General features: G+C 71.5%; 20 protein-coding genes. 7 read left to right on the top strand and 13 right to left on the bottom strand.

All coding sequences use genetic code 11. From position 1 onward, the window contains the following. Positions 1 to 59: 59 nt before the first annotated feature. Positions 60 to 269 (bottom strand): hypothetical protein, encoded by a 210-nt coding sequence (locus AHOG_RS11000; protein ID WP_157736762.1) that lies wholly within the window; start codon positions 267 to 269, stop codon positions 60 to 62. A 42-nt stretch (positions 270 to 311) separates the two neighbouring features. Beyond that, on the bottom strand, positions 312 to 1,565 hold the full coding sequence (locus tag AHOG_RS10995) for an aspartate aminotransferase family protein (protein ID WP_093944355.1): 1,254 nt from the start codon (positions 1,563 to 1,565) through the stop codon (positions 312 to 314). A gap of 98 nt (positions 1,566 to 1,663) precedes the next feature. Here AHOG_RS10995 and AHOG_RS10990 point away from each other — a divergent pair, with 98 nt between their 5' ends. Further along, on the top strand, positions 1,664 to 3,133 hold the full coding sequence (locus AHOG_RS10990; RefSeq protein WP_093941277.1) for an NAD-dependent succinate-semialdehyde dehydrogenase: 1,470 nt from the start codon (positions 1,664 to 1,666) through the stop codon (positions 3,131 to 3,133). A 1,101-nt stretch (positions 3,134 to 4,234) separates the two neighbouring features. Here AHOG_RS10990 and AHOG_RS10980 read toward each other — a convergent pair. From AHOG_RS10980 to AHOG_RS10965, 4 genes are read right to left on the bottom strand one after another with little or no spacing between them, the layout of a single operon-like run. Continuing rightward, positions 4,235 to 4,915 (bottom strand): GntR family transcriptional regulator, encoded by a 681-nt coding sequence (locus tag AHOG_RS10980; RefSeq protein WP_093941276.1) that lies wholly within the window; start codon positions 4,913 to 4,915, stop codon positions 4,235 to 4,237. Between the two features lie 3 nt (positions 4,916 to 4,918). Then, a complete protein-coding gene (locus tag AHOG_RS10975) occupies positions 4,919 to 5,641 on the bottom strand; it encodes a maleate cis-trans isomerase family protein (protein WP_093941275.1) in 723 nt (240 codons plus the stop codon). A 52-nt stretch (positions 5,642 to 5,693) separates the two neighbouring features. After that, positions 5,694 to 6,452, bottom strand: coding sequence for a maleate cis-trans isomerase family protein (locus AHOG_RS10970; RefSeq protein WP_093941274.1), 759 nt, complete (start codon positions 6,450 to 6,452; stop codon positions 5,694 to 5,696). Between the two features lie 42 nt (positions 6,453 to 6,494). Beyond that, a complete protein-coding gene (locus tag AHOG_RS10965; protein WP_093944354.1) occupies positions 6,495 to 6,989 on the bottom strand; it encodes a DUF3830 family protein in 495 nt (164 codons plus the stop codon). A 230-nt stretch (positions 6,990 to 7,219) separates the two neighbouring features. Here AHOG_RS10965 and AHOG_RS10960 point away from each other — a divergent pair, with 230 nt between their 5' ends. Further along, positions 7,220 to 8,200, top strand: coding sequence for a D-2-hydroxyacid dehydrogenase (locus AHOG_RS10960; protein ID WP_093941273.1), 981 nt, complete (start codon positions 7,220 to 7,222; stop codon positions 8,198 to 8,200). A 32-nt stretch (positions 8,201 to 8,232) separates the two neighbouring features. Next, complete coding sequence (locus AHOG_RS10955; RefSeq protein WP_093941272.1) at positions 8,233 to 9,666, top strand: amidase; 1,434 nt, start codon at positions 8,233 to 8,235, stop codon at positions 9,664 to 9,666. Positions 9,667 to 9,966: 300 nt separating this feature from the next. Here AHOG_RS10955 and AHOG_RS10950 read toward each other — a convergent pair whose 3' ends face one another. Further along, a complete protein-coding gene (locus tag AHOG_RS10950; RefSeq protein ID WP_093941271.1) occupies positions 9,967 to 10,905 on the bottom strand; it encodes an alpha/beta hydrolase in 939 nt (312 codons plus the stop codon). A 100-nt stretch (positions 10,906 to 11,005) separates the two neighbouring features. Between AHOG_RS10950 and AHOG_RS10945 the strand changes: the two genes are divergently transcribed. Then, positions 11,006 to 11,563: a TetR/AcrR family transcriptional regulator gene (locus AHOG_RS10945; RefSeq protein WP_245856690.1), complete on the top strand. Its 558-nt coding sequence runs from the start codon at positions 11,006 to 11,008 to the stop codon at positions 11,561 to 11,563. Between the two features lie 306 nt (positions 11,564 to 11,869). Continuing rightward, complete coding sequence (locus AHOG_RS10940; protein ID WP_093941269.1) at positions 11,870 to 12,352, top strand: OsmC family protein; 483 nt, start codon at positions 11,870 to 11,872, stop codon at positions 12,350 to 12,352. 246 nt (positions 12,353 to 12,598) lie between these two features. On the opposite strand, the gene AHOG_RS10935 is transcribed toward AHOG_RS10940, so the two are convergent. The 6 genes from AHOG_RS10935 to AHOG_RS10910 form a co-directional block, all read right to left on the bottom strand. Continuing rightward, positions 12,599 to 14,041, bottom strand: a complete 1,443-nt coding sequence (locus AHOG_RS10935; RefSeq protein WP_093941268.1) for an aldehyde dehydrogenase family protein — start codon at positions 14,039 to 14,041, stop codon at positions 12,599 to 12,601. 39 nt (positions 14,042 to 14,080) lie between these two features. Then, entirely contained in the window at positions 14,081 to 14,383 is a 303-nt protein-coding gene (locus tag AHOG_RS10930) for a hypothetical protein (protein WP_157434128.1), read from the bottom strand. Between the two features lie 423 nt (positions 14,384 to 14,806). Further along, complete coding sequence (locus AHOG_RS10925) at positions 14,807 to 15,835, bottom strand: hypothetical protein (RefSeq protein ID WP_157736761.1); 1,029 nt, start codon at positions 15,833 to 15,835, stop codon at positions 14,807 to 14,809. Between the two features lie 192 nt (positions 15,836 to 16,027). Next, complete coding sequence (locus AHOG_RS10920; protein WP_093941265.1) at positions 16,028 to 17,344, bottom strand: SPFH domain-containing protein; 1,317 nt, start codon at positions 17,342 to 17,344, stop codon at positions 16,028 to 16,030. Positions 17,345 to 17,402: 58 nt separating this feature from the next. Further along, positions 17,403 to 17,834 carry an NfeD family protein gene (locus AHOG_RS10915; protein ID WP_093941264.1) on the bottom strand — a complete coding sequence of 144 codons (432 nt, stop codon included), beginning with the start codon at positions 17,832 to 17,834 and terminating at the stop codon, positions 17,403 to 17,405. Positions 17,835 to 18,119: 285 nt separating this feature from the next. Beyond that, positions 18,120 to 18,947: a DUF3097 domain-containing protein gene (locus AHOG_RS10910; protein WP_093941263.1), complete on the bottom strand. Its 828-nt coding sequence runs from the start codon at positions 18,945 to 18,947 to the stop codon at positions 18,120 to 18,122. Between the two features lie 108 nt (positions 18,948 to 19,055). On the opposite strand from AHOG_RS10910, the gene AHOG_RS10905 reads away from it, so the two are divergent. Next, a complete protein-coding gene (locus AHOG_RS10905) occupies positions 19,056 to 19,832 on the top strand; it encodes a hypothetical protein (RefSeq protein ID WP_184450882.1) in 777 nt (258 codons plus the stop codon). Between the two features lie 102 nt (positions 19,833 to 19,934). Then, positions 19,935 to 20,867: a hypothetical protein gene (locus tag AHOG_RS10900; protein ID WP_157736760.1), complete on the top strand. Its 933-nt coding sequence runs from the start codon at positions 19,935 to 19,937 to the stop codon at positions 20,865 to 20,867. Positions 20,868 to 20,876 lie beyond the last annotated feature (9 nt).

Here is a 20,876-nt window from a genome sequence, read left to right as displayed (position 1 = left end):
CACCCTCACGATCCGCATCCGCCCACGTTCCTGTGGATTCGAGCGCGCCGGGACGGGTTTCACGCGATTCCCCGAACCGTCGACGGCGCCCGGCGATTGTTCCCCGTCATGGAGAAGGCGTCACGGCCGCCCTCGCGTTCGGCGACGCCGGGGGCCACGATCAGCGTGGCCCTCCGCCCGCCCGCGTCCGCCTCGTCGAGACGACCCGGGCCGCGCGCTCCAGTGCGAAGATACCGGCCGTTCTTGATCACGACAGGGTTTTGGATCATTTCGTGACGCGGCACGCCGAGCCCGCCGGCCGACCGCGGTGCTCAGCCCAGTCCGGAGGACACCGCCTTCGCCCAGAGTTCGAGGCCTTGATCGATCTGTGCCTCGTCGACGACCAGCGGCGGGATCATCCGCACCACGTTGCCGTGCGGACCACAGGTCAGCAGCAGCAGACCGAGGTCCGCCGCCGTCCGATGCACTCGGTTCGCGATCTCTGGAGCGGGCGAGCCGTCCGGGTTCACGAACTCGGAGGCCACCATCAGCCCCAGCCCGCGCACATCGCCGACGGCCGCGTAATCGGCCGCGATCCGGCGGGAACCGGCCAGCAGCCGCTCGCCGGTCCGAGCCGCGTTCTCGACGAGTCCCTCCTCCAGGATGACGTCCAGGGTCGCCACGGCCGCAGCGCAGGCCACGGCGTTGCCGCCGTAGGTTCCGCCCTGCGAGCCCGGCAGGCCTCGGCTCATCAGCTCGGTGCTCGCGGCGATCGCGGACAGCGGGAAGCCGCTGGCCAGCCCCTTGGCGGTGATCAGGATGTCGGGCTCGACGTCGAAGTGCTGATGTCCCCAGAACTCGCCGGTCCGCCCGAAGCCGGTCTGCACCTCGTCGAACACGAGCAGGATCCCGTGCCGGTCGGCGCGTTCCCGCAGCCCGGCGAGGAACCCGGGCGGGGCGGGGACGTAGCCGCCCTCGCCGAGGACGGGCTCGACGAAGAACGCGGCGATGTCGGCGGCGGGGGCGGCGGTGACGAGGAGATAGTCGAGTTCCCGCAGTGCGAAGTCGACGGCCTCCTTTTCGGACCATCCGTAGCGGTAGGCGTAGGGGAACGGTGCCACGGTGACGCCGGGAACGAGCGGTCCGATGCCTGCGCGGATCTTGGTTCCCGAGGTCGTCAGCGACGCGGCACCGAAGGTTCGACCGTGGAAGGAGCCCTGGAACACCACCACGTTCTGCCTGCCGGTCGACTGGCGGGAGAGACGCAGGGCCGCCTCCACCGCCTCGCTTCCGGAGTTGACGTAGAACAGCGAGTCCAACCCGGCGGGGAGCACCTCGCTCAGCCGTTCGGTCAACGTGAGCAGCGGCTGGTGCATGACGGTGGTGTACTGGCCGTGGATCAGCGTGGCGACCTGCTGCTGCGCGGCCGCGACGACCTTCGGATGGCAGTGTCCCGTGCTCGTGACGCCGATTCCGGCGGTGAAGTCGAGATAGCGCCTACCGTCGTGGTCATAGAGATAGACGCCCTCTCCTCGGGCGACCTGCACCGGAGTTGCCTGCTTGAGCAGTGGCGACAACTGAGCCATGATCACTCCTCGACTGTAGGATTGTCGACAATCTATCGCCCTCATGCAACCATCGACCGTGGTCGCGTGTCCACACCTACCCCGGGAGGGTTTCCGGCATGACCAGCGTCGAGACGGTCCTGAAGAACACTCCGAAGGAACTGTTCATCGGAGGCGGCTGGGTGCCCGCCTCGGGTGGCCGGACCTTCGACGTCGACGATCCGGCCACCGGCGAGGTGCTGTGCTCGGTCGCCGACGCCTCCCCCGCCGACGGCGTCGCCGCGCTGGACGCCGCCGTGGCGGCGCAGCCCGCGTGGGCCGCGCATCCCCCCAGGGAACGCGGCGAGATCCTGCGCCGCGCCTTCGAACTGCTGACCGCGCGCATCGACGACCTCGCCCTGCTGATGACCTCGGAGATGGGCAAACCGCTGGCGGACTCCCGCGCGGAGATCACCTACGCCGCCGAGTTCTTCCGCTGGTTCTCCGAAGAGGCCGTGCGGATCGACGGCGGATACCAGGTCGCGCCGAACGGCACGGGCCGCTTCCTGGTGATGCGCCAGCCGGTCGGCCCCTGTCTGTTCGTCACGCCGTGGAACTTCCCGATGGCGATGGGCACCCGCAAGATCGGACCCGCGATCGCGGCGGGCTGCACCAGCGTGATCAAGCCGGCGCACCAGACGCCGCTGTCGATGCTGGCGCTCGCGGAGATCCTGCGCGAGGCGGGACTTCCCGACGGCGTCCTCAACGTGGTGCCCGCCATGGGGGCAGGCGAACTGATGGAGCCGCTGATCCGTGACGGCCGAGCACGCAAGCTCTCCTTCACCGGCTCGACCGCCGTCGGCCGCAGTCTCATCGAGCAGTCCGCCGAACAGGTCCTGCGTGTGTCGATGGAGCTCGGTGGCAACGCCCCGTTCATCGTCTTCGACGACGCCGACCTGGACAAGGCCGTGGACGGCGCGATGCTGGCCAAGATGCGCAACATGGGCGAGGCCTGCACGGCGGCCAATCGCATCTACGCCCAGGCCGGGATCGCCGAGGAGTTCGGCAGGCGACTCGCCGAGCGCATGGGGTCGCTGCGCGTCGGCCACGGTGTCAAGGAGGGCGTCCAGGTGGGACCGCTGATCGACGCCAAGGCCAGGAAGAAGGTCACCGAGCTGGTCTCGGACGCGGTCGGTCGGGGCGCGACGGTCGTCATCGGCGGCGAGGCTCCCTCCGGCGAGGGCTACGACGGCGGATACTTCTACTCCCCCACCGTGCTCACCGGCGTCCCGACGGACGCGCGGATGGCCACCGAGGAGATCTTCGGCCCGGTCGCCCCGATCAGCGTCTTCCAGACGGAGCAGGAGGCACTGGATCTGGCCAACGACACCGAGTACGGGCTGGTCAGCTACGTGTTCACCACAGACCTGGGGCGCGGCCTGCGGATGTCGGAAGGCCTGGAGACCGGCATGGTCGGCCTCAACCAGGGCATCGTCTCCAACCCGGCGGCGCCCTTCGGCGGAGTGAAGGCCTCTGGCCTCGGACGTGAGGGCGGCAGCACCGGCATCGACGAGTTCCTGGAGACCAAGCTGGTCGCCATCGCGACCTGACGCGGCTCGTCCGCGGCCCGACGCCGGGCGGTTTCGTCGGCGGAACCGCCCGGCGGCCTCGTCCGTCCCGTCGGCGTCGCTCTGGGCACCCCGGACCGCGTCTGTCGCGGGCGGAACGAGACCGGCCTCCAGCGTCGACCGATGGTCTCGCACCCAGTCGCGGGCGGCCGCGACGGACTCGACGACGCCGAGGTCGCGCAGTCGCCGCATCGCAGGATCTCCGGCCTCGGCGGCCGAGACGATCCCCGAGACGCAGGAGTCCTGCCGCCGCAGGACCGTTCTCACGAGCGCGCTCCGGTCGATCGGGCCGTAGGCGTCGCAGAGCAGACGCATCCGGCGTGTCGTCTCGGCCAGATCCATGACGGAAGGTCCCAGACCGAGGTACTGCCAGCACACGTGCGCGAGGTCGTCCATCCGAGCCCCCGGCGCGGCCAGGTCCCAGTCGAGCAGGGCCGCCGGGCGGAGTCCCGCGCCGAGATCGCGATACACCGTGTTCCGGGGCGCGAGATCGTGATGGCAGACGACCTCGGCGCCCCCGGCGGCCGGAGTGCCCGCGGTGAGGTCGTGGAACGTCCGAACGAGCCGAGCGAGCGAGGCGAGACTCCCGTCCGTCACGACCGCGTCCTCGTGCGGCGTGGCCCAGGGGACGTGGCCCTCGATGACGGTCAGCGTCTCGCGACCCCGCTCGTCGAACCCGAGGAATCGCGGGGCGCCCGTCCAGCCCCGTCCTTCCGGATCGCGCGACAGCTCGTGGGCGAACTCGGCATCGGGCCCGGGCCTGCGTACCGTGTCGCCGACGCGGACGACGTCGGTGACGAGACCACCCGGCAGAAGTTCTTCACGCACTCGCACGGTATCCCCGCGCATCTTCCGCGCCTCCCGCCGACGCGAGACGACGACGGTCACGGCGTCGACGACGCCCGGCACGGACGGACGCCCTCGGCCGTGGCCCCGGGCGGGCTCCCTCCGGAGCCGGTCGGCGGGCCTCGACGCCCGACGCGCCGGTGTCCGGCCATGCGGTGGTCGACACCGGGCCGAACACCACGAGCCCGTCGGGCTCGGGCGACACGGGATCAGCGGCGCCGGGCCGTCCGCGTGAGGTCAGCGGTGCCGCGTCAGCCGGTCCACGGCCTCGCTCATGTGCGCCTCCAGGCTGCTCAGCAGCAGTTCCTCGTCGCCCGCCTCGATGGCGTCGACCAGGCCGCGATGCTCGTCGATGGTGTCCCCGGAATGGCGGGTCGTACCCTGTAGGGCCAGCAGGCACATGCGGGTCTCTACCAGCAGCGTCTCGGCCATCCGCTCCAGTCGGGGACTGCCCGACGCCGACACGAGTGTCTGGTGGAAGTAATGGTCGGCGTCGGCGAGCGCGTCGGCGTCCGCCGAGGCGGCGGCCGAGGCCATCAGGGCGTGCGCGTCCCGCAGCCGAGAGACCGCGACGGCCCGATCCCCTTCCATGATTCGTCTGCACGCGGCGCTCTCGATGGCCGACCGGGCCCGATAGATGTCCCGCACGTCATCGTCGTCGAGGTCGATGACGAACAGTCCTCGATGCGGCTCGCTGCGCAACAGGCCCTCCTGCACCAGTCGCTGCATCGCCTCGCGCAGCGGTCCCCGACTCACCCCGAGCCGGTTCGCCAGGTCGATCTCCCCGAGTTGACCACCTGGGGGCAGCTCGCCCCGCGTGATCGCGGTACGCAGCTGTTCCGCGACGATCTCGGCGGTCGATCTCCTGGTCAGCGGCGCCAGGCCGCTACTCGTCGGATGGGTGTCGACGGTCACCATCTGTCACTCCGTTCTCCGGCCGGACAACACGCCCAGGCCTCGGGACGCCGTCCGGCCCACCAGGCGAAGACCCTCCCACACGCTCACCTGATTGGCGGTCAGCACCGGTTTACCCAGTCGCTCCGTGAGATCGTCGAGCAGCATCGCGGTGTGCAGGGCGGTGTCCGGGACGAGCACGGCCTCGGCGGCGGGGTGGTCATGTCCGGCGACGAAGTCGAGCACGTCGGCTCGGGTGAGCGTGCCCACCTCCGCCGCGGTCACGATGCCCCGACTGGCCAGCGACACGACCTCCACGCCGTCGCGCGCCAGGAAGCCCGCGAAGCGGCCCGCGACGTCCGCCGGATAGGTCGCCGCGACCGCGACTCGGCGCAGACCGAGTTCCCGCAGCGCCCGGACGAAGGCGAAGGAGGTGCTGGACGCGGGCACGCCCGCGGCCTCGGCGAGCCGCTCCACCTGGCGCGTCGCGCCGTCCCAGCCGAAGACGAAGCTGCCGCTGGTACAGGCCCACACCACCGCGTCGACCGCGTGATCACGCAGGGCGGCGGCCCCCTCGGCCAACACGTCGTCGCCGCCGATGTCGAGCAGTGCGTCGACGCGATGGGCGTCCTCGCGCATCTCGGTGTGGACCAGCGGCAGTCGCACGCCGTCGCCGATCAGGCCCTCCAGCGTCGGGTAGTCGTCCTCGGCGCTGTAGCCCGGGTACAGAAACCCCACCGTCACGGTCACCCGTGCCTCCGTCCTCGACCCCGTCGGGCCGATTGTCGACAATCCTACCGAATCAGGCCGCAGGGAGGCGCGCCTGTTGGAAGAGACGCTGGTCCACGGCGAGCGACTCCCGATTGAGCAGGCGCAACGCGCCCCACATGGTCACCTGGTTCGCGGTGAGGACCGGTTTGCCCAATGCCCGCTCCAGCAGCGGGATGATGTCGTAGGTGGGCAGGTTCGTGCAGCTCACGAACATCGCGTCCGCATCGGGGCGGTCCGCCGCGCGCACGATCTCCATGACCTCCTGGTAGGACACCTTCCAGATCTGGTTGAGCAGCCCGAGGCCCTGGCAGGACACGGCCTCGATGTCGTACTCGCCGAGGAAGCCGATCAACCGGTCGTTGATCGGCCCGATATACGGGGTGGCGATCGCCACCTTGCCCACGCCGAGCACGCGCAGCGCCTCGACGAGGGCGCCGGAGGTCGTGACGGCGGCGGGTGCCCCGGCCTCCAGCATGATCGTGGTCAGCGCGTGCTCCCCCAGGGAGCCGTTGACGAAGCTGCCCGAGGTGCAGGCGTAGGCCACCACCTTGGGCTCCGGAGTGAGCAGGTCCCGGGTCGCCCCGTGCACCGCCTGCTCGTCACTGATCATGGTCGCCATCTCCACGGTGACCGGCACCGGGACATAGGGAACCCTGGTCATGTGCAGGGTGACCTGATCCGGCACCCAGCGCCACAGCTCACGATCGAGCGCGAAGTCGAACGGTGCGACGATGCCGATCCCGTCGTCCGGGTACGGGCCGTCGACCGTCCCGAGAGTCTCGAGCACCATGGCGCCCTCGGCGTCCCGCGGCCTCTCAGTCCGCGCCCCGACTCACTCCGCGTGCCTGCGGTAGACGAGGCGCTCTCCGACCGCCCCGGACCGCCACACGTCGTGGCATGCCTCGGCCATCTCGTCCAGGCCCTCGACGATGGTGGCGTAGACGTTGCCGGGCACCCAGCCCACGTCGCCGTTGAGCAGCAGGTTGTTGCGCCCGTAGAAGATCGCCAGGTCGATCACGCCGGGGAGCTCGTGGATGTCCTTCTCCTCCTTGAACCGGCGGTCCAGCATCCCACCCGCGAAGTCGAAGTACATGACGTCGCCGGGAATGGGAGTGACGGTCGGGTTCTCCAGGCCGGGCGGCACCTCCGCGAAACGCGGCACCATCGTGTAGACCTCGTTGCGCGCGTACTTCGCGTGATAGACGTCGCCGCCCTGGGGCAGGGCCTGCCAGACGGCCTCGCAGGTCAACGGGGCGTCCTTGTCCAGCAGTTCGGCCACACAGGACACGCCGCGCTTGGTGAGCTCGATCTGGATATGACGAGTCATCGCAGGGACCCTTTCGGCGGTCGGGAGGGGCGCGGTGCCGCTCCGGTCGGTTCTCGCCGGCGTCGTGGTCGCCGAACTCGGCCGGTGTTCTCCGGCCGCCGGATCGACGGCACCCGCGAGCACCATGCGGATTGTTGACAATCCTACGAGAGCTTCCTAGCGTGTCAATGCCCGAGCTGGTAGACCGATGGTCTCTTCGTGACCGCCCCCGAACGACGGAGCCTTGCCGAATGTCGCCACTCGCCCGCCCGGTCGTCGCCGTCCTGCACGACGGCGTCGACGTCCTGCCGCCGTCGACCGAACTCGACGATCTCGCCGAGGTCCGGCCCGCCGTCGCCGACGAGCTGGCGGAGGCGCTCCGCGGCGCCGACGTACTGCTGGCCTGGGACTTCTCCTCCGGAGCCGTCGAGCGTGCCTGGCACGGGGTCGACTCCCTGCGCTGGGTGCACACCGCGAGCGCGGGCGTCGACCGGCTCCTCTTCCCCGCACTGCTGGAGGACCCCGGCATCACGCTCACCAACTCGCGCGGCGTCTTCGACCAGCCGATCGCCGAGTACGTCCTCGGGCTCGTCCTGACCTACGCCAAGGACCTCCACACCACCGTCGACCTGCATCGGGAACGCCGATGGCAGCATCGCGAGACCGAGCGCGTCGCGGGGCGCCGGGCGCTGGTCATCGGGACCGGTCCCATCGGGCGAGCCACCGGCAGGCTGCTGCGGGCCGCGGGCCTGCACGTCGAGGGCGTGGGCCGCCGGGAACGCGCGGACGATCCGGACCTCGGGCGAGTGCACGCCGCCGAGGACCTGCTCACCGCGCTGCCCCACGCCGACTTCGTCGTCTGCGCTGCCCCGCTCACCCCGTCCACCCGAGGCATGATCGACGCCGCCGCCCTGGCCGCGATGCGGCCCGAGGCACGCTTCATCAACGTCGGCCGGGGCGCGCTGGTCGACGAGGAGGCCCTGGTCGAGGCGCTGCGGTCGGGCGAACTCGCCGGAGCGGCCCTCGACGTCGTGGCCTCGGAGCCGCTCGACCCGGATTCTCCGCTGTGGACCCTGCCGGGAGTGATCATCTCGCCGCACATGTCCGGCGACGTCGTGGGCTGGCGCGCCGAACTGCTCGCGCTCTTCCTGGCCAACCTTCGTCGGTACCGCGCGGACGAGGCGTTGGAGAACGTGGTCGACAAGACCAGGGGCTACGTCAGCACCACCTGACCACCGCCCGCCGGGGCGGGCCTGGACCGACGATGTGCGAGGACGAGGAGGCAACGGTGGGCGACGACCTGGCGGAGTCGACGGCAGTGGAGTTGCGGGCCGCCTACGATCGGGGCGAGACGACGCCTCGCGAGGCGGCCGAGGCGGTGCTCGCCAGGATCGACCGGCTCGACGGGGAGGTCAACGCCTTCTGCCTGCTCGACCAGGAGACGACGCTGGCGGCGGCCGACGCGGCCACCGATCGGCTGCGCCGGGGAGCGGTACGGGGTCCGCTCGACGGCATCCCGGTCTCCATCAAGGACGTGCTGCTCACCAAGGGCTGGCCGACCATGCGGGGGTCACGCTCGACCGACGTCTCGCAGCCCTGGGACGCCGACGGACCGTCGGTGGCCCGGCTGCGGGAACAGGGCGCGGTGTTCGTCGGCAAGACCACCACGCCGGAGCTGGCGTGGAAGGGCGTCACCGACGGTCCGCTGACCGGCGTCACCCGCAACCCCTGGGACACCAGTAGGACGGCGGGCGGTTCCAGCGGCGGCGGCGCGGCGGCCGTGGCGCTGGGCATGGCGCCGCTGACGCTGGGCACCGACGGCGGCGGATCGGTGCGCATCCCCGGCAGCTTCTGCGGAGTCTTCGCCCTGAAGCCCACCTACGGCCTGATCTCACACTTCCCGAGCAGCCCGTTCGGCACCCTGGCCCACGTCGGCCCGATGACCAGGACGGTCGCCGACGCCGCGCTGCTGCTCGACGCGGTCGCGGTCCCCGACCCTCGAGACTGGTCGGCCCTGCCCGCTCCGGCGACGCCCTTCACCGAGACCCTCGACGCGGGCGTGCGGGGTCTGCGAATCGCCTTCAGTCCGGATCTCGGCTACGTCGAGGTGGACGAGGAGGTCGCGATGCGGGTCGCGGCGGCGGTCGAGGTGTTCACCGAACTGGGCGCCACCGTCGAGCGGGTCGACCCCGGCTTCGCCGACCCGGTGGAGGAGTTCCACACGCTGTGGTTCGCCGGAGCGGCGAAATCCCTGGAGACGTTGACGGATCGACAGCGCGCGGAGCTCGATCCGGGGCTGCGGGAGATCGCCGAGCAGGGCGCGGGGTACTCGGCGCTGGACTATCTCACCGCCAACGCCGCGCGTGCCGCCCTCGGCGCGTTGATGGGCCGGTTCCACGAGCGCTACGACCTGCTGGTGACCCCCACGATGCCCATCCCCGCGTTCGAGGCCGGTCGGGAGTCGCCCGTCGGGTCGAGCGAGCCGAGGTGGACCAGCTGGACTCGGTTCACCTACCCCTTCAACATGACTCAGCAGCCCGCCGCCACCGTGCCGTGTGGCTTCACCCGTGCCGGACTGCCCGTCGGCATGCAGGTGGTCGGGCCTCGACATGCCGACGCGGCCGTCCTGGCGGCCTGTCGGGCCTTCGAGACGGCACGGCCGTGGCAGGGCCGCCGCCCGGTGATCGCGGGCGGCTGACCCCGCCACGCGGGCTCGCGAGCTCCGTCCGGGACGCCGGTGCAGGCGGACGCCGACTCCGCCTGATCCGGCGGCCGGACCGCGTAGACGGCGACCCCCGGCAGGTCGCCCCGCTTCGGCGCGCGCGACGTCGGGCGGACGCGGCCGTGCGGCCGACGGTCGGCGGGTCCGTCCACCACCGTCCCGTGCCGCTCGCTCTCACCGCCGCTCGGTCTCACCGCCGCTCGGTCTCACCGCCGCCGGGTCTCCCGCCGCACGGGTCTCGGCGGAACCGAGGAGGGCCGAGGAGGGATCTCGTGGTCATGGCCGTGCGCTCGCCCGGCCCCCACCGGACTCGCCGGGTCGGCGGCCCTCGGCGAGCAGTTCCACGAGAGTCCGCATCCCGGCGGCCTCGATGGGGAAGTGCCCGGCGTCCGGCAGCATCACCAGTCGCCGCGGGCCCGCGATCCGGTCGAAGAACGGCAGGCTGATCTCCACCGGGGTCCAGCCGTCCGCGGCCGGATGCGCCAAGACGATCTCGCAGGCGGTGAATCGCTCCGGCTCCACGCTGGGGACCGCGTCCAGGAAACTGCGCACGAAGCCGAGCGGCATCCGGTTGCCGCCGCCTCGGCGATCCCGAAGGACCAGGTCGACCAGCGCCGGGACGTTGCTCATCTTCCGCATGTTCACCAGCAGACGCAGCGGCATCTCGACTCCGGCGAGCGGACCCGCCGCCCACCGCAGCACGGGCCTCGCGACGGCGCCCAGCCACGGGTATCGAGCCGCCTTCCGCCGCACACGGGCGTCGCGCGGGTCCACCAGGCAGGTGACGACGACCCGGTCGGCGAGACCGGTCCGTGCGGCGACCTCGTAGGCGATCATCCCGCTCATGCTGGCGCCGATCAGCGTCAGCGGTCGCGCGTCGTCGCGACGCTCGGCCCGCAGCAGGTCGCAGGCCAGGTCGATCCAGTGCGCAAGGCGCAGCGCGCCACGCCGAGGAGCACGGGTCCGGCCGAAGCCGGGCAGGTCCGGGACGATCAGTTCGACGCCGTGCCCGGCGAGCTGAGCCGCCACCGGCCACATCGCCGCCGCGTTGCCGCCCGCGCCGTGCAACAGCAGCGCACGACGAGGTGCGTCCGATTCGCCCACCCGCTCGATGTGGACGTCCATGTCGCGCCACCGCCACCAGGTGGAGCGACGGGCGGGCAGCGGGCGGGGGCGTAGCTCCTCGGGCAGTAATGCCAGGTAGTCGTCATGCACACCGCTAGTCTTCGACGCGGCGGACGCCCCGACAACTCGCATTGGACAGATCATCGCCGAGCCCCGCAGAACACCCCGTCAACAGCGCTCTCGGGAGACGGTGGCCTTCATCCTGGAGGCCGCTGCTCAGCTTTTCGACCGTGACGGCCTGGCCGCGACGACCAACCACATCGCCGACCGGGCCGGCGTGTCCATCGGAACCGTGTACCAGTACTTCCCGAACAAGCAGGCCCTGCTCTACGCCCTGACCCTGCGCCACATCGATTCGCTCGCCGCCCGTCTGGACGCCGTGTGCGCCGATCTCCGCCGCCGGGAGCCTCCGTTCGTCGACACGATGACCGTGCTCGCGACCGAGATCGCCGCGCTGCATCGTGACCGGCCCCGACTGCACGCGCTGATGCACCAGAACTCTCCGAGGGTCCCGGAGGGCCTCGCGAGGCTGCAGACGCTGACCGAGCGCCTGATCGCCGAGGTGGCCGGGCATCTGCGCCGATGTGACCGGGGAGCCGAGGACGCGACCGTGACGGCCGCGACGCTCGTGCACGCGCTCGACGCCCAGCTGCACCACGTCCTGCTCGAACTGCCCGACGAGGTCGACCAGGTCGACCGCCTGGTCACCCTGGCGCTCGCGATCGCCGATGCCCGACGGCCCGCCTGATCGACCCGGGCGGGCGATCGGATACGGCGTACGACGGCCGGCCCGACGTCGACGGCGACACGTCGACGAGGTTCGCCGTCGACCTCGTGGCGGACAGCGCCGGAGTTCACGGCGTCCGACGACCGCCCGCCGAGTCCGCCTGCGCGGAACGAGACACGCCGACCACGCGGGCCGACGCACGCACGGCGCGGAGGAGGCCGCGGCGCCGAGGACGACAGGCCGCGGCGGGTGGCCACCTCGCCCGCACCGGCCGGGGCCGACCGGCAGGATGCCCGGGAGAGAGCTGTCGGGAGAAGGGCGAGTCGCATGACCCGCGAGCACCACTACGAGGTGACGGTGTCCTGGCGTGGGAACACCGGGACGGGCACGTCCGGGTATCGCTCCTACGAGCGGTCGCACGACCTCGCGTCGGCGGGTCTGCCGATCATCGAGGGCAGCGCCGACCCGGCCTTCGTGGGCGACGCGAGCCGGTGGAACCCCGAACAGCTCCTCCTCGGCGCGCTGTCCCAGTGCCACATGCTGAGTTATCTCGCGCTGTGCTCGCTCGGCCGGGTCGTGGTGGTGGCGTACGAGGACTCCGCACGCGGGCTGCTGCACGAGTCCGCCCGCACTCGGGGGCGGTTCACCGAGGTGATCCTGGCGCCACTGGTCACCGTGGCGAGCGAGTCCATGGTGACCGAGGCGACGGCGTTGCATCGACGGGCACACGAGGTGTGCTTCATCGCCAACTCGGTGAACTTCCCGGTTCGGCACGTGCCGACGATCCGGGTACCCGCCGGGCACGACTGAGCACCCGCGCCCGGGCGTCCGGACAGGCGCGGAACGCGATTCGTGTCGGTCCCGGGCCGCCTGCCCGCCCGGATCACCGGGCGCCTGTCATCGAGGCACCGGCCGCCGTCCGCGTCGGCCCGGGCCGATCGCGTCGAGCCTCGTCGACCCGGGCGGGACGGCGTCAGGGCACCCCGTCGTGCCCACGCCTGCCACGTCCGGCCAGGGCGGACCGGCCCGAACTCGAGCACGCGGCCGCCGACAGGGTCAGCTGGGCTTCAGGCTCGTCATGACGTGCTTGAAGCGGGTGTAGTCGTCGAGGCCGTGCCGCGAGACCCCCGTGCCGTGTCCGGAGTGCCGGAAGCCGTTGTGCGGCATCTCGGCGGCCACGCTGCCGTGGGTGTTGACCCAGACGCTGCCGAAGGACAGGGCGGACGCCACCCTGGCGGCCAGTGCGTTGTCCGCCGTCCAGACGCTGGCGGCCCGGCCGTAGCGCACCCCGTTGGCCAGCAGCAGCGCGTCCTCGACGTCGGTGAAGCGCTGGACGGTGAGAACCGGGCCGAACACCTCGTTCTGCACGACCTCGTCGTCCTGCTCGACGCCCGCGATCACCGTCGGACGAACGAAGTAGCCGCGGCTGCCCGTGGGCCCGCCGGTCGTGAGCACCTCGGCATGGTCGGGCAGCCGCTGGAGGACTCCGTTGACCTGGTCGAACTGGACGGCGTTGTTGAGGGGGCCGTAGTCGGCCGACACGTCCTGGGGCGGCCCGGTGCGCAGCGCCTCCGCCCGCGCCGCGATCTCGGCCAGCAGCTCGTCGTAGACGGCATCGGCGGCCAGCACCCGAGTGGCCGACAGGCAGTCCTGTCCGCCGTTGGCGAAGGCGGCCCGCACCAGCCGAGCCGCCGTGTCGGGCACGTCCACGTCCGCGAACACCACCGCCGGGGCCTTGCCGCCCAGCCGCAGGTGCACCCGCTTCAGATCGCCCGCGGCCGAACCGGCGACCTCCATGCCCGACCGCACCGCACCGGTGAGGGCGATCAGTCGGGGCGTCTCATGCGCCACCATCGCCCGGCCGGTGTCCCGATCCCCGCAGATGACGTTGAAGACACCGGGCGGCAGCACGGCGGCGGCATGTTCGGCGAGCAGCAGGCTCGTGGTCGGCGTCGTCTCGGCGGGCTTGAGCACCACCGCGTTGCCCGCCGCGAGGGCAGGCGCCACCGACGACGCGGCGAACACCAGCGGATGACTGTGCGGCGTGACCTGCGCGCAGACGCCCAACGGCTCGCTGTGCAGCATGGAGGCATGGCCCGCGAGGTATTCGCCGCCCGCCGTCCCGTCCAGCACCCGCGCGGCACCCGCGAAGAAGCGGATCTGATCGACGGCCTGCGGCAGCTCCTCCTCGACGACCTGCCGCACCGGCTTGCCCGTCATCGCGCACTCGGCGAAGACGAAGTCGGCGGCGGCGTCCTCCACCGAGTCGGCAAGCTTCAACAGGGCCCGCTGTCGGTCGGCAGGCGTGGTGCCCGCCCACGTCTCCTGAGCGGACTCGGCCCGACGCAGCGCGCCGTCGACGTCGGCCCAGCGGCTCAGTCCGGCGCTGCCGACCTCCTCCTCCGTGCACGGGTCGACCAGTGGTGTGGTCTCACCGTCCACCGTGTCGACGTACTCGCCGCCGACGAAGTTACGCAGCACCGCCGAACTGTCCACCATCGACTCCGACCGTCGTCTGAGTGCGCCTCGCGCGGGTCGTCACTCCGCCTCGCCCGCCGCCTTGTGCACCGCGTCGACGAGGAGGCCTAGTTCACCGCCCGCGTGCGCGAGCCGTTCGGCCACCACACTGGCATGTCCGGACAGGTCCCCGCCGTAGCCGGTACTGCGCAGCCACTGCGTGATCCCGTCCAAGCCGTCCGCGGCGCCGGTCACGGCGGCGGCCAGGCCGGCCACGATCCGCTCGATGTCGGCGAGGCTGTGCATGGCGTTGGTGTCGGAGAGCTGGTCGCCGAGCTGACGAGCGGCTTCGCCGACTTCCTGAGCGACATCTGCGGGGGGCATCGCGTCGTTCCTATCGACGTCCTTGGCCCCGCGCCGCGGACCGGTGCGCGGGACCGGCTTGTAGCGACCGGACCTGCCCGTCTGTCGATCCCGGTGCGTGGAGGCATCCATGAGTTGCGAGGGTAGTCCCCTTCGGGCACATCGTGTGCAGACTCCCGTGCCCACGACGATCGGCGAGTCGGATCACCGGCGGGTCACTCAATGTGATCTTCGCTGATCAACAATGTTCTTGATCGGTTCGAAGGCGCGGGTGAGGCGGTGGTGACGTGCGACCCGCCACTGTGGTGTGTCGACGCCGACGTCGGCGTCCTTCCCGCGAGGCCGTCGCCGTCGGTCCCGCGTTCCCGTACGGCGCCAGACCGCCCCGTCGGCGAATCGGAGCGCGGTCACCACCTCGCCCACGACCGCGTCCAGGACGGCGGCTCAATCCCCGCCGCGGCCCGCGGCCCCGGCTCGTCGCCCGCGCCCGGTCGAGGTGGCGGCGTCCCCCGCCGATTCGGCACCGGCCGTCGTCCTCGGCCTGGTGGCGGCGCGTGCCTGGATCAGACGACGTCGAAGCTCCTCAGGGCAGCCGTACCGCAGCGCCGACGCCCAGGCCGACTCGACGTCACCCTCCCAGAGCAGGATCTCGATCAACACCGTCCGGTGCCGCCGCTCCCATGACCGCTCGTGGAGCAGCCTCAGCATCCGGTCGCGTTCGACGGCCCAGCAGCCGTGCTCGACCGCCACGGCCCGAAGGCGTCGGTAGGCATCCAGACCGGGTCTCGCCGCGAACGCCTCCCGCCGAAGGCGCAGCGCCTCCTCGAACAGGCCCGCGGATCGGCAGTGCCGCATCGCGAGGTCCAGCAGCGGCTCATCGGCTCCCGTACCTCTGGTGACCGCGAGCCCCCGATCGAGCCAGTCGAGGCATTCGCGGCTCCGCCCCCGCTGATGCAGCAGGACGGCGATGCTGAGGTACTGCCAGCCCGCCGAGAGGTCTCTGGAGAGCTGTAGGACCGTCAGGTCGACACAGCCGAGGTGGTCAGCCAGCTCCTCGGTCATACGCAACACCGCCCGCCGCCTGCGGTCCTGGAACTGGATGCCGCCGTACGGCACGACCGGCAGCCGTGCGCACTCGGCCTCCACCGCGCGGCGATAGGCGGCCAGCCCCGCCTCGCCCAGCGCGTCGGCCCAGTCGGCCAGCGCGGGCTCGCACCGGCCCGGCTGCTCAAGCTGGACGCGGAGCAGCCAGGCGGCCAACGCGGGCCCGGAGCGTGCCCCGTGCCTGCACGCCGCCGCGTGGGCGTCCAGGAGTTCCTGGATCAACGTGAGCTCGACGCGGTCCGGCGCGGTCGACCGCCGCCGCACCGTCAGCAGGGCCGCCTCGCACAGCTCGGCGACCACGGTGTGTTCACCTGCGGCGACGGCGGAGACCACGCGATCACGGTGCGTACGCAGCGGACTCCCGGTCACCGAATCGATTCGCTCAGTCGCCGACACGTGATCATCAAACCGCACCGGCCCGCCGCCGTCAGTCCTGCGGTCGGCCGCCGAGGATCACGATCTCGTCACCGCCGACGAGAGATCGAGGGTCGATCGGCCGGCCGGCGAAGAGGCGTGCCGATCGCCGCGGCGCGGCGGGCCCCTTCACCGGCTCTGCCGCGCTCAGCCTCGTGAGTCACCCTGGCCCGGCTGCGCGGGGCCCGGCCCCGTCCCCGGAGCCTGGGTCCCCGGAACCGGTCCTCCGGGAGCCGGTGCTCCGGGAGCCTGCTCACCCGTGCCCAACGGCGGCCGCGGGGCGGCGCCGGACAGCTTCGGGCCCGCCGAGGGGCCGTCGACGGCACGAGAACCCGGCCGGGGCGAGCCGCCCAGTCCCGACACCGGGCTGGGCACCTCCTTGCGAGCCACCTCCTCGGCGGCCCGCACCGCCTCGGCGACCTTGGGATCGGACGAGGTGTCGAACCAGCTCGCGATCGACTCGTCCTCCTGCTCCGGACGCGACTCCGGGACGTCCTCCGTCGGCGGCTCGTAACGGAAGACGCCGTCATCACCCTTGTCGCCGAGCATCCTGGCGAACCCTTCCAGGGACTTGTTGAAGTCGCTGGGGATCACCCACACCTTGTTCGCGTCGCCCTGTGCCATCTGCGGCAGGGTCTGGAGGTACTGGTAGGCGAGCAGCTCGGGAGTCGGCTTGCCCGCCTTCACCGCGGCGAAGACCTTCTCGATGGCCTTGGCCTGGCCCTGCGCCTGCAGGTAGCGAGCCGCCCGCTCGCCCTGAGCACGCATGATGGCGGCCTGTCGCTCGCCCTCGGCGGCGAGGATCGAGGCCTGCTTGGCGCCCTCGGCCCCGAGGATCTGCGACTGCTTCTGGCCCTCCGCCGTCTTGATCGCCGACTCCCGCTCGCCCTCCGCGGTCAGGATCATGGCGCGCTTCTCCCGGTCGGCACGCATCTGCTTCTCCATCGAGTCCTGAATGGAGGGCGGCGGGTCGATCGCCTTCAGCTCGACCCTGGCGACCCGGATTCCCCACCGGCCCGTCGCCTCGTCCAGGACTCCCCTGAGCTGACCGTTGATCTGATCACGCGAGGTGAGGGTCTGTTCGAGGGTCATGCCGCCGACCACGTTACGCAGCGTGGTGGTGGTCAGCTGCTCGACACCGATGATGTAGTCGGAGATCTCGTAGACGGCCGCGCGCGGGTCCGTGACCTGGAAGTAGACCACCGTGTCGATGGAGACGGTCAGATTGTCCTCGGTGATCACCGGCTGCGGGGGGAAGGAGACCACCTGTTCGCGCAAGTCGATCTTGGCGCGCACTCGGTCGAAGAAGGGCACCAGGAAGTTCAGACCCGGTGCCGCGACGGTGCGAAACCGCCCCAGTCTCTCGATCACGGCCGCGGTCGCCTGCGGGATCACCAGCACGGCCTGTGACACGACCGTGGCGATCAGCAGCACAAGCACTGCCAGCACGATGAAGAGCGTCATCTCTCTTGAAACCTCCAGTGGAGACCCGCCGTCCGGGACGAGCAGGCGGTCTCCTTGTTCACGGGGTGTCCCAGACCACGGCGGTCGCGCCGGAGATCTCCATGACGGTGACGATGCGGCCCTCCTCCAGTACCTGGGTCTCGTCGAGGCTGCGGGCCGACCAGACCTCGCCTGCCAGCTTCACCAGACCGCCGTCCGCGGTCACCTCGGCCACGACCGTGGCCTTCTCGCCGACCAGTGCCTCGGCATTGGTCTTCGCGGTCAGCTCGCCCTTGCGCATCCGCCTGCGCAGGACGGGCCTGGCGAGCACGACGAGCCCCACCGAGGAGAGTCCGAACACGATCACGTCGATCCAGAGCGGCAGACCGATCCCCGCCGAGACGGCGGCGACGAGCGCACCGAGACCGAGCATCAACAGGACCAGGTTTCCGGACAGCACCTCGGCCGCGATGAGCAGTGCTCCCGCGATGACCCAGATAAGGGCTGCCATGGCTCCATGGTGGCAGACGTGACGAGCCCAGGTGTGACGAGAAGCACCACGTGACCGGAGCGTGATCTTGAGGGCAGGTGATCATCGGTCCGCGCGCCGCGTCCCCCGACGACCCCGCGCTCGTCGGACCACAGTGACACGCCGTCCCGTCTCGCCCCGAGAACCGGGCGAGTCCGGCGGACACGAACCACGACCAGACACGTCGCCCGAGCGCCTCCGACCTCGCCACCACGGGACGACACCGGTCACGACGGCAGACGGAGGCGGCAGGCCGTCGGTCTGCGCTCAGTCCGAGCCGGGCACGGTCACGAAGTCGATGAGACGCTCGACCGCCCCGATCAACGGCGTCTCCAGATCGCGATAGCCGCGTACTCCCGCGAGCACTCGCTGCCAGCCCGCGGTCGGCTCGCCCCAGCCCAACGCGGCGCAGACGCCCTTCTTCCACTCCGTGCCCCGAGGAATCGACGGCCAGGCGTCGATTCCCAGCGCCGACGGCCGGACCGCCTCCCACACGTCGACATACGGGTGCCCCGTGACCAGGACGTGCGGCGAGTCGATCGCCGCGACCAGTCGAGACTCCTTGCTGCCCGGCACCAGGTGGTCGACGAGCACGCCCACCCGCCGATGCGGCCGCGGCCCGAAGTCGGCCAGCGCCTCGGCCAGGTCGTCGACGCCCTGCAACGGCTCGACGACGATCCCCTCCACGCGCAGATCGTGCCCCCAGACCCGTTCCAGCAGTTCGGCGTCGTGCACGCCCTCCACCCAGATCCGACTGGCACGCGCCGTCCTGGCTCGCAGTCCTTCGACCCGCACCGAACCCGATGCCGAGCGGGTCCCGGACGACGGCGGCGTCCGGGACGGCACCGTCAAGGTCACGGGCCTGCCCTCCAGGAGGAACCCCGCTGCACGCAGCGGGAAGACCCGCCGGACACCGTGGCGGTCCTCGAGGGTCACGCCGACCCGGTCGCAGTGCACGACCGCACCGCAGAACCCGCCGACGTCCTCGACGACGAGGTCGACCGTCGCGGGCACGGTGGGAACCGGGGCCGCTCGGGCCGCCGCGCCGCGCAGGACGTCGGAGCCGTAGTCGGCGTTGCCGTAACGGGAAGTCACTCGATCGACCCTACGACCGGCGGTGTGCCCGGTCCATCCACCGGGCGTCGTGCGCGGCGAGACGGCGTGCGGGTAACCTCCGTCGGCGTGCCATGCCCAAGTGCGACGATGGTGACCTGGACCTCGGCCTGGCTGCGGGGAGCAGCCGCCGCGGACGACGTGTTGGACGCGCTGCGTGTCTGGGCGCAAGCGCACGAGGTGCGCGCCGCCGATCAGCGGACCGCGACCGTCACCGATCTCCCCGGACCGGATGAGCAGGCGGCAGGCCCGGCGATGCTGCTGGCGACGTTGCGTCGCTCCCCCGCTACCACCGCCCGCCTCGTGCTCCCGGTCGCGGGCGACGTGCGAGGGCTCGGCGGCCCCGGCCGCTTCGCCGAGGACGCCCTGCGTGCGCAGGAGGCGGCGCTCTACCCGGAGGCGGGTCTGGCGCTGGTCCCCGAGGTCGGCCCGGAGGGGCTGATGTGGTGGACCGTGCACACGCTTCCCGAGCTGATGCCCCCGGTCGAGTATCACCCGATCGGTGAGGCCGAACATGGACTCGCCGCGGCGATGCGTCAGGCCGCGACCGCCCTCACCGAACTCGGCGTCGCCCGACGACGTCCCGGCGTACGGGAGGAGATCGCCGAGGCCCTGGCATCACGGCCGATGTCGGACTGGCCGGAGGGCATGCCGCAACGAGCGCTGCGGGTGCTGGAGCGTGCCGCCGAGGTCGCCGCGATCCTGGACGTCGCGGGACGCGACGCGCCGGGCGGGGCGTTGTCGGCGTCCGCCGCCAGGGCCCGCGACGAGGCGCTGCGTCCCATCAAGGCCGCCGTGCGGGCGGCCAGGATGACCGCGGTGGACGATGCCGCCCGTATCCTCAGTGAGCGTGCCGAGAAGCACTGATCGACCTGGTCCGCCGCCATCATCGTGAACGGCCGGGCGATCGGCTGCTCCGGCGACGGGTACGGGCAGGCGCGCACCCCTGTCTCCTGGAGGGATGACGCAGTGTCGGACCAGAGCTCGAATCCGCGACACGGCAAGGCAGCCGACATCGTCGACTGGTCCGACCGTGCCGTCGTGGCGATCAGGGCCACGGACGTCGATCAGCTTCGACGGGTCGTGACCGAGGTCCTCGACGCCGACCGGCTCACCGCGCTGCTCCGCCATTGGACGGACACGATCGTCCGCTTCGCCAAACACGACGAGGACGGCGGTATCAGGGTGCCCGCGCCGCCGAAGCCCGCGCCGAACCGGGAGCTGTGGATGCACGCCGTCGGCGAACTCTTCGATGCCACGCGGGCAGGCGACGAGTCTGCCGCCCAGCGGATCTGCGCGGGCATCACGGCCTGGCCGGGGGCGGATCAGGAGGCGCTCACCGAGACGTTCGCCCGTGTGGTGAGCAGTGCGATCTCGCCGTACGCGGTGCCGTCGCACTACGTCGTGCTCACGCAGTGGCTGTCGACGGGGGCGCGCGGTGAGTACGACGAGCGGCTGATCCGGGACATGGCCCTGGTCATCACCCGAATGTGGTTGGCCGACGGCACACCCGGCGCGACGGCGGCGGGGGCGCTGCTGACCACGCCGGAGCGACTGCGGGAGGCCGTCACACTCCTCGCCCGCACCCTCGGATCCCGGCTGGCGCCCGGTGCCCAGGTGGTGACCAGGGTGATCGGCGTCGACGCCGCCGATCACAGCAGGGATCTCGACGCCGCGACCGAGGATCCGTCGACGGTGGACGACCCGCGCAGGAGGGCGCTGCTCTTCGCGGGCCGCGCCGTCCGCGACATGGCCAACGGCGAGCCGGACCGCGTGACGGCGGACCTGGAGTCGATCGGCGACGACCGGGAGATGCTCGGCATCATCGTGCTCTCGCTGGCCTACATGTTCCGCACCACGATCCTGCGGATGGCTCCAGACATGGGCCCGCCGAGCGAGTGAGTCGGCGCT

It is taken from the genome of Actinoalloteichus hoggarensis (genome assembly GCF_002234535.1).
Lineage (GTDB): Bacteria > Actinomycetota > Actinomycetes > Mycobacteriales > Pseudonocardiaceae > Actinoalloteichus_A > Actinoalloteichus_A hoggarensis.
The sequence above is the reverse complement of the archived record's forward strand: the minus strand, read 5'-3'. Positions and strand labels throughout refer to the sequence as shown.